Genomic DNA, 7,808 nt, shown 5'->3' with positions numbered 1-7,808 from the left:
GGTTTCCGCATCCAGGGTAATACCCCGGGAGTTCGGAATACCCCAAGGGGCTGCCGGCCCGCTCAAAGCACAAAGAATACCCAGTCTGACTTTTTCCGCAGCCCAATCCGGGCTGTTGAGGCCGGCCAAACCGATCAGCACAGCCAGGATAAAAACTCCGTAAATCCCAATTCCTCTTTTCATAAGACACCCTCCTTTAATTCAAAATTACGGTTTAAGGTTCAAGGTTCAGGGTTCAAGGTACGGGAAAACCCATTTTCACGATTCGTGGCGCCCGCTTGCCGCGGGCGACTGTGCTACATTCTGAATTCTGACTCCTGAATTCTGGATTCTTGATTTTTATTTTCGCACTAAATCAGCCACCCAGATAAGTCCGCTTAACATGCTCATTTTCCAACAGGTCCTGACTATCGCCTTCCAGGGCGATTTTACCTACCTCCAACACATACCCTTTCCGGGCCACTCCCAGACCGAGCTTGGAATTTTGTTCCACCAGGAGGATGGTGACCTTGCGCTGGTTGATCTCTCTGATCATGTGGCCGATCTCCCTGACCACCAGAGGGGCCAGACCCAGAGACGGTTCGTCCAGCAAAAGGAGTCTGGGGTTGGCCATTAAGGCCCGGCTGATGGCCAGCATCATCTGCTCCCCGCCGCTCAGGGTTCCTGCATATTGTTTTTGACGGGCCTTCAGGATCGGGAATCGCTGAAATATTTGGTTCAGCTCTTCCTGAATTTCCGACTTGTTCTTCCGGAGAAAGGCCCCCATTTCCAGGTTTTCCAAAACCGTCATATAGGGAAAGAGGCGTCGCCCTTCCATGGCATAAGCGATTCCCCGTTTGGCGATCTCCAGGGGTGACTGGTTATCAATCCGCTGCCCGTCAAAATAAATTTCGCCCTCAGTCAGTTTTTTCAGGCCGAAGATGGACTTCAGGGTCGTGGTCTTACCCGCCCCGTTAGCCCCGATCAGGGAGACAATGGAACCCTCTTCGACGTTAATAGAGACGCCTTTCAGGGCTTCTACCTGCCCATAATGGACCCGAATGTTACGAAGAGCCAGTAGGGTCATTGTTCGTTCGCTCCCAAATAGGCCTCGATTACTTCCGGATGGGCCTGTATCTCCTCCGGAGTCCCCTGGGCGATTTTTACCCCGAAATTGAGCACGGCGATCCGATGGCATAGTTTCATGATAACCTTCATGTCATGCTCTACGATCAGGACGGTGACCCCTTTCTGATTAATGCGCCCGATGAGCCCCATCATAGATTGCTTCTCTTCTGCGTTCATACCGGCCACGGGTTCGTCCAGCATCAGGAGCTCCGGCTCCGCGGCCAGGGCAATGCAGACCCCCAGAATGCGCTGGTGGCCGTGGGACAGGTTGACGGCCAGATCATCCTTTAGTTTTTCCAGGCCGCTGAACCGTAATAACTCCAGGGCCTTTTCCTGAATTTTTTCCTTTTTACGACGAATGGCGGCCTGGTTGACCAGGTCCCCGAAGAAACCGATGCCGGCATCCAGATGGCAGCCCATCAGAACGTTCTCCGTTACCGTAAAGTCCTTAAAAAGGACATTGCCTTGAAAGGTTCTGACCAGACCTTTTTTAGCGACCCGCTCGGGCTTCAGCCGGCTGATGTTCGTATCCTTGAAAATCACGGAGCCATGGGTGGGTTTAAGCATCCCGCTGATCAGATTAAAGGCCGTGGTCTTGCCTGCGCCGTTCGGGCCGATCAGGCCGTGGATTTCACCCGGCTTTACGGCCAGGTTCAAATCCTGAACCGCCGCCAGACCGCCGAAGTATTTGGTCAAATTGATCAATTCCAGTAGATGGCCAGGGCCTTTTTCGATCAAGGTCTACTCCTTACGAATCCGGGAACGGATTTTCTCCGGCAAGGTGATCAGGCCGCCGGGTACGAAAACCAGAACCAGAATCAAAATCATTCCCAGGATAATAGGCATGTACTGTTTCAGGGGTCTTAAAAACTCATCCAGACCGAGTAAAACGAGACAGCCGACAATGGGACCCAACACGGTCTGGGTTCCGCCGATCACGGCGTACATCAGCATATACAATGAATTGAGCCAGGTGAAATCATCGGGATTGGCATAGGTAAAATAATGGGCCCACAGGGACCCGGCCAGTCCGGCGAACAACGAACCGATCACAAAGGCCATCAATTTATAGCGGAGGACGGGCACGCCGATAGACACCGCCAGTTGATCGGCCTGGGGGATAGAGCGCAAGGTCAGTCCGAACCGGGAGTTGTCCAGCCGGCGCAATATGAAAACAGTAAAAATCAGGACGGCGATGGCCAGGTAGTAAAAAGGGGCCTTGGAGGCAAAACTGATCTGGAGCCCGGCCAGCTCGATAATCGCCGGACGGGGGATGCCCAGAATCCCCTGAGGTCCGCCGAATACCTTTTCCCACATCATCCAAAGATGCCGGAAGACCTCGGTGATGGCAAAGGTGATCATGACAAAGTAGGCCCCTTTGATTCTTAAAATGGGATATCCCAGGATCATAGCCAAGAGGGCCACGGCTACCCCGGAAAAGGGCAAACAAAGCCAGAAGCTCCATTTGAGTTTCATGGCCATCAGTCCGGAAAGATAGGCCCCCATACCCATGAAACTGGCCTGGGCCGCATTGAGGTGCCCGGTGACCAGGACCACCCGGATTCCCAGGGTCAAAATGCTCCAGATAAAGATATTGATGCCCACATGGAGGATATAGGGATCTTTTATAAAAACGGGAAGCACCAGTGCGACCGCAAAAGAAAGCACCAGAATGAGACCGGTTGCGGATAACCGTCTATTCTTCATGGCCGAACATCCCCGTGGGCTTGATTAATAAAACGGCGATCAACAGCAGGAATACCGCCAGCATCGCCCCGTGAGAACTGACATAGGTGGCCATAAAGCTCTCCGTCATTCCGATGATGAATCCGCCGATGATGGCCCCGAACAGACTGCCCATACCGCCTAAGATGACCACCACGAAGGCCTTCATAATAGGCTCCACCCCCATATAAGGATTGACATAGAAGATGGGCCCCACCAAAGCACCACCGACGGCCGCCAGAGCACAACCGATGCCCATGGCCAGAGAAAAGACCAGCCTGATATCTATGCCCTGTACCAGGGCAGCCTCTGAATCCTGAGCCACGGCCCGCATGGCCTTGCCTAATTTGGTTCTAAAGACCCAAAAATACATGGCCAGGATGAAAACCAGACCGCAGACAATCGCCGCCAGCCGTTCCCCTGAGACAGAAACAGAGCCTATTGGGAGATAGCCGCTGAAAGGTGACCCGAAGGCCTTATCGGTTACCCCAAAGGAGACCAGGGCCGTGGCCTGCAGAATGAGCATCAGTCCGAAGGAAACGATGATGATGGCCTGAAGGTTTCCCCGAAAACGACGAAAGATGAACCTTTCGACAATAATGCCCAAAAAGGCCACCAGCACTGCGGTCAAGGCGATAGCCGTAAGATAACGGATCGTGGGAGGACCGATCAGGGGAATGATCTGGCCGTCAAAAAAAAGCCAGGCCCCGAATCCGCCCAGCATATAAAACTCGCCGTGGGCGAAATTAACGATATGCATGATGCCGAAGATCAGGCAAAGACCCGAGGCTACCAGGATCAATATCAGGGACCCCATTATGCCGTTAGCCAGGGTTTGGACCAGTATGTCCATTGCGCGTTACCCTTTTCTGGTTGATGATCCGTCCTCGTCGTCGGTCTCGAGGACGAAAGGTTTTGGGTTGACGGGTTGATCCGTATCGTAGATGGCCATTTTGAAATACTCGTTCAGCTCCAGGAAAAGCACCCGGTCCCGGATGCTCCGCAGAAAGTCCAATCCGTCCTGCCCGGTGTGGTTGAGCCCGCCCAAATGCAAACGGACCTTTTTGCCGGCTTCCAAATGCCGTGCACACACCTGGCGTAAGGCCGGGAGAGACTCCCTATCCAATCGACCTTCAACCCTCAGCTCGACCGTTTCCGTCTTGTTGAAATGTTCTTCAATACGGATCATGATTAATGAGCTAAGCAATAAATCGGCCAACCCAGGACATCAACTAAAATGTTAATTATATCAACTACAATAAAGAGCAAAGCCTTTTTTCTGTTTCCAATGATAGACGAAATATCGTCTCAGAGACGACTTTTCGTTTAATCCAGGGTTGACAGGCTCGCCTTTCTGAGCTACCCTTACCGGGCAGTCGTCATAAAGAGCCGTAACCCCCAACCCGGGCGCCACCACGAAGCATGAAAATGGGCTTAAGATTATGTAGAACAGGCCTGTTATTAGTGGAAACAGCCGAGGGCGGCTGTGCTACATAAAACAAATCCTATTTTCGTATTATGCCCTTATGCGCGGAGCGGGCGCCACGAAGCATGAAAATGCGAATATTGAATAATGAATTCCGAAGGGGAGTTTCTTTAAATTCCGAAATCCGAAATCTAAAATCCGAAATATGAGAGGATACTATGGGACAAAAAGAGGTCACCCCTGGTAAAGCCATCTCCGGCGACCAGCGGATTTTTGCCCTGGCCGCCTTGTTTAAAGGGGATTTTTCAATCGACTGGCTCCAGGAGATATCCGAGGAAAAACCTTCCCACCTTCTTCAGGCCCTCGACCAGGGGCTCCGGGCCAAATGGCTCACCCAGGTCGGCCCGGGCCTGTTCCACTTCACTGATTCGCAAAAACAGCAGGATCTTTTGACAACCATCCCCTCAAAAGAAAGAGAAAAGCTTTATCGCCGGGCCATACGGATTCTGATCCGGGAGCTTCCGGAAGACGATCAAAGGGATCGTCTCATGGGCCAGCTCTTTCTCCACCTGTCCAACGATCTGGAAGGCTGCCGGCGTCTGATCGATGAGGGTAATTATTTCCGGAGGATCTTCCGTCATCAAGAGGCCTTGAAATATTATGAAAAGGCCGTCGAAGACCTGAAAAGCCTTAAAGGCCAGGCAGCCGACCGTCTGCTTATTGAAACCGCCCTCCAATATTCCAAAATCTCGACGGCAACCCTCGATGCCGACCGGGTCAACTCAACGATTCTTGGGGCCATCAAACGGGCCGATGCCCCCAACCTGCATTCCTGCCAGGCCCTTCTAAAAATGCACCTGGCCAAGCATGAATGGCTGCGCTCCGATTTTCAGACGGCCTTGAAATATTTTGATGAAGGCTGGATCATGTCCCAACAGATCGATGATCCCGGCCTCCATCGTTCGGCCGTGATTTTCAGCATGTTTTTCCATTATTGGCAGGGCCGGTTTCGAGATGCCGTGGAAAGTTACGAAAAATATATACCGGAGATCGAAAAGGTTCCCAAGGGGGAGTTTCCCCTCCTGGCCCGTTTGACTATCGGGAGCTGTTACGGCCACTGCGGGCAGATCTCTCAGGGGATGGGTATGCTGGATACCATCCGCAGCCACTGCCTTAAATCCGGCAATATCGGCATTGCCGGTCATGCCTCGGCAGCGATCGCCTTCATGTTTTTTGAAATCGGATACTTTGCCCGGGCCTTTAAATACTTTGAAACAGCCCTGACAGAGACCACGGCCGGACAAAACAATTACGGGAGGCTGTCGGCCTTGCTCGGCTTGGCCCTGACGTCCCACAAACTGAATGATCCCCAAAAGGCCTCTGCCTTTTTGATGGATTTCCTGGAACTGAGCCATCAGGCCCAGATCTATTTCAGATTCTTGCCGGTCATCATGGACCTCTGCTGGTCCATGGAGCTGGGGCTGCTGCCCCGAATCGATGGCCTGTCGGTTGAAAAGGAGATCGCCGGAGCCCTGCGGAGCAGGAATATTTACATGCGGGGGATGGGCTACCGCTACCGGGCCTTGTTCCGGAAACAAAAAGGTCGACCTTCACGGGAACTCCTCCGGGACCTGACCCAATCCGTTAAATGGCTTGAAGTTTCCGGTCATCAGATCAATCTGGCCAGGGTACGGCTTGAACTGGCCCGGGAATATCTGCATAACCGGCAGGAGGATAAGGCCCGGATCATAGCCGGTCCATCGGCCCGGTTGCTTTTTTCTCTCAATGAATCCTTGATCCCCGATGATTTGCGCTCCCTGGTGGAAGACGTCCGGGACGGGAAAAACCTTCTTAATGAAATTCTAAAACTAGGTCAGGAGATGGTTACCATCCGGGATAAACGGGAGGTAGCCGTTCGTATTATCTCTACAGCCAACAGTGTCACCGGTGCCGAACGGGGGGCCATGTTCCTGATTGATGAATCCGGCCAGGGTCTGACGCTGCGAGCCACTAAGAATCTAACCCAGGAAAATCTGACCTCTCCTGATTTTTCAGTTTCCATGAACATCATCGAGCAGACCTTCCGTTCCGGCCAAAGCCGGGTCCTGGACCTCGAATCCGATCAGGATAATGGCTTGTCCTCAAAGGCCATCCGGTCCTGCGTCTGTGTGCCTATGACCCTCAGGAATCAGGTGATCGGGGTGCTTTATCATGACAACCGTCTTTTCCGGAGCGCCTTTAAAGCAAGCGATCTGGAGGTTCTCGGCTATTTTGCCGCTCAGGCCGCCATCGCCATGGAAAATGCCCAGGCCTATGAAATCCTTCATCAGCGCTACCAAAAGCAGAAAGAAGAGAAACAATATTTCGAGGAACAATATTTAGAAAGCCTGAACTTCGAGGATATAGTCGGTAAGAGCCAATCTATCCGTCAGGTATTTGCCCAACTGGACTCCGTAGCCGGTACGGACGCGACAGTCCTTATTTTAGGGGAAACCGGGGTGGGGAAGGAGCTGGTCGCCAGGGCCATCCACCACAATAGTGCACGCCGGAACGGGCCTTTTGTCCGGGTTAACTGCAGCGCCTTTTCGGAACACCTCATCTCCAGCGAACTTTTCGGGCATGAAAAAGGGGCCTTCACCGGGGCGATCCAAAGGCGCATCGGACGGTTCGAACTGGCCCATAGCGGGACCATATTTCTGGACGAAATCGGAGAAATCCCCCTGGACGTCCAGGTCCGGTTGCTCCGGGTGCTCCAAAGCAAAGAATTCGAACGGGTCGGCGGCCAGGAAACCATCACTTCGGATTTCAGGCTTATGGCGGCCACCAACCAGGACCTCCAAAAGGAAGTCAGCAGCGGCCGGTTCAGGAAAGACCTCTTTTACCGGTTGAATGTCTTTCCCATTCGGGTGCCGCCCCTCAGGGAGCGCCGGGAGGACATCCCTTTACTGGCCTATCATTTCCTGTTTACCTGTGCTAAAAAACTGAACAAAAAGATCGAAAAAATACCGGAATCGGAAATGCGAAAACTCATGGAATATGATTGGCCCGGCAATGTGCGTGAACTGGAAAACATCATCGAGAGAGGCGTCATTATCAGCAAAGGGCCCTATTACCATCTGCCGGACACCGGCCTCAATTCCCTTTCTTCACCGACCACAGAGAAAAATATGAGTCTGGAAGAAAATGAGCGGACCCATATACTCCGGATACTGGATAAGACGGGTGGGAAAGTCAGAGGACAGCAGGGTGCTGCGGTTTTATTACATATTCACCCCAACACCCTTTACTCGCGTATGAAAAAATTAGGCATTATGCGCCCCCAGGAAAAGACCATCATCGGCAGCCCAAAAACCTTTTAACCGAGTCTTAGATTCTAAGACTCGCAATCTGCGAATTTATCCCTCACTTTTTCAGGGGGAAGAGGGTTTTGTTTTAAAACAAAACCCTCTTCCCCGAAATTTCAAATATCTTTGGTTGGGCTTATTTCCCCAAAAAAAGATTCCTGGGATTATCGACCATCATCATTTTAATCTGTTCATCGGTCACCCCC

Annotated in this window: 7 protein-coding genes; 1 reads left to right on the top strand and 6 read right to left on the bottom strand. The window is 52.3% G+C overall.

The window, feature by feature from the left end; genetic code table 11:
- The 6 genes from HY879_07070 to HY879_07045 all read right to left on the bottom strand — a co-directional run.
- Window positions 1-183 (bottom strand): hypothetical protein (locus HY879_07070; GenBank protein ID MBI5603100.1); only part of this gene is annotated, 183 nt, incomplete at its 3' end.
- 172 nt (window positions 184-355) lie between these two features.
- Window positions 356-1,066 (bottom strand): ABC transporter ATP-binding protein, encoded by a 711-nt coding sequence (locus HY879_07065; GenBank protein ID MBI5603099.1) that lies wholly within the window; start codon window positions 1,064-1,066, stop codon window positions 356-358.
- Window positions 1,063-1,842, bottom strand: coding sequence for an ABC transporter ATP-binding protein (locus HY879_07060; protein MBI5603098.1), 780 nt, complete (start codon window positions 1,840-1,842; stop codon window positions 1,063-1,065). Before HY879_07060 ends, HY879_07065 begins: the two co-directional genes overlap by 4 nt.
- Before the next feature lie 6 nt (window positions 1,843-1,848).
- Window positions 1,849-2,814: a branched-chain amino acid ABC transporter permease gene (locus tag HY879_07055; GenBank protein ID MBI5603097.1), complete on the bottom strand. Its 966-nt coding sequence runs from the start codon at window positions 2,812-2,814 to the stop codon at window positions 1,849-1,851.
- Window positions 2,804-3,685 carry a branched-chain amino acid ABC transporter permease gene (locus HY879_07050; protein ID MBI5603096.1) on the bottom strand — a complete coding sequence of 294 codons (882 nt, stop codon included), beginning with the start codon at window positions 3,683-3,685 and terminating at the stop codon, window positions 2,804-2,806. The genes HY879_07055 and HY879_07050 overlap by 11 nt, the downstream gene beginning before the upstream one ends.
- 6 nt (window positions 3,686-3,691) lie before the next feature.
- Complete coding sequence (locus HY879_07045; GenBank protein MBI5603095.1) at window positions 3,692-4,051, bottom strand: hypothetical protein; 360 nt, start codon at window positions 4,049-4,051, stop codon at window positions 3,692-3,694.
- 425 nt (window positions 4,052-4,476) lie between these two features.
- On the opposite strand from HY879_07045, the gene HY879_07040 reads away from it, so the two are divergent.
- Window positions 4,477-7,617: a sigma 54-interacting transcriptional regulator gene (locus tag HY879_07040; protein ID MBI5603094.1), complete on the top strand. Its 3,141-nt coding sequence runs from the start codon at window positions 4,477-4,479 to the stop codon at window positions 7,615-7,617.
- Window positions 7,618-7,808 lie beyond the last annotated feature (191 nt).

Source organism: Deltaproteobacteria bacterium, from assembly GCA_016219225.1.
In the GTDB taxonomy this organism is placed as follows: Bacteria; Desulfobacterota; RBG-13-43-22; order RBG-13-43-22; family RBG-13-43-22; genus RBG-13-43-22.
This window is presented reverse-complemented; position numbering and strand designations above follow the sequence as displayed.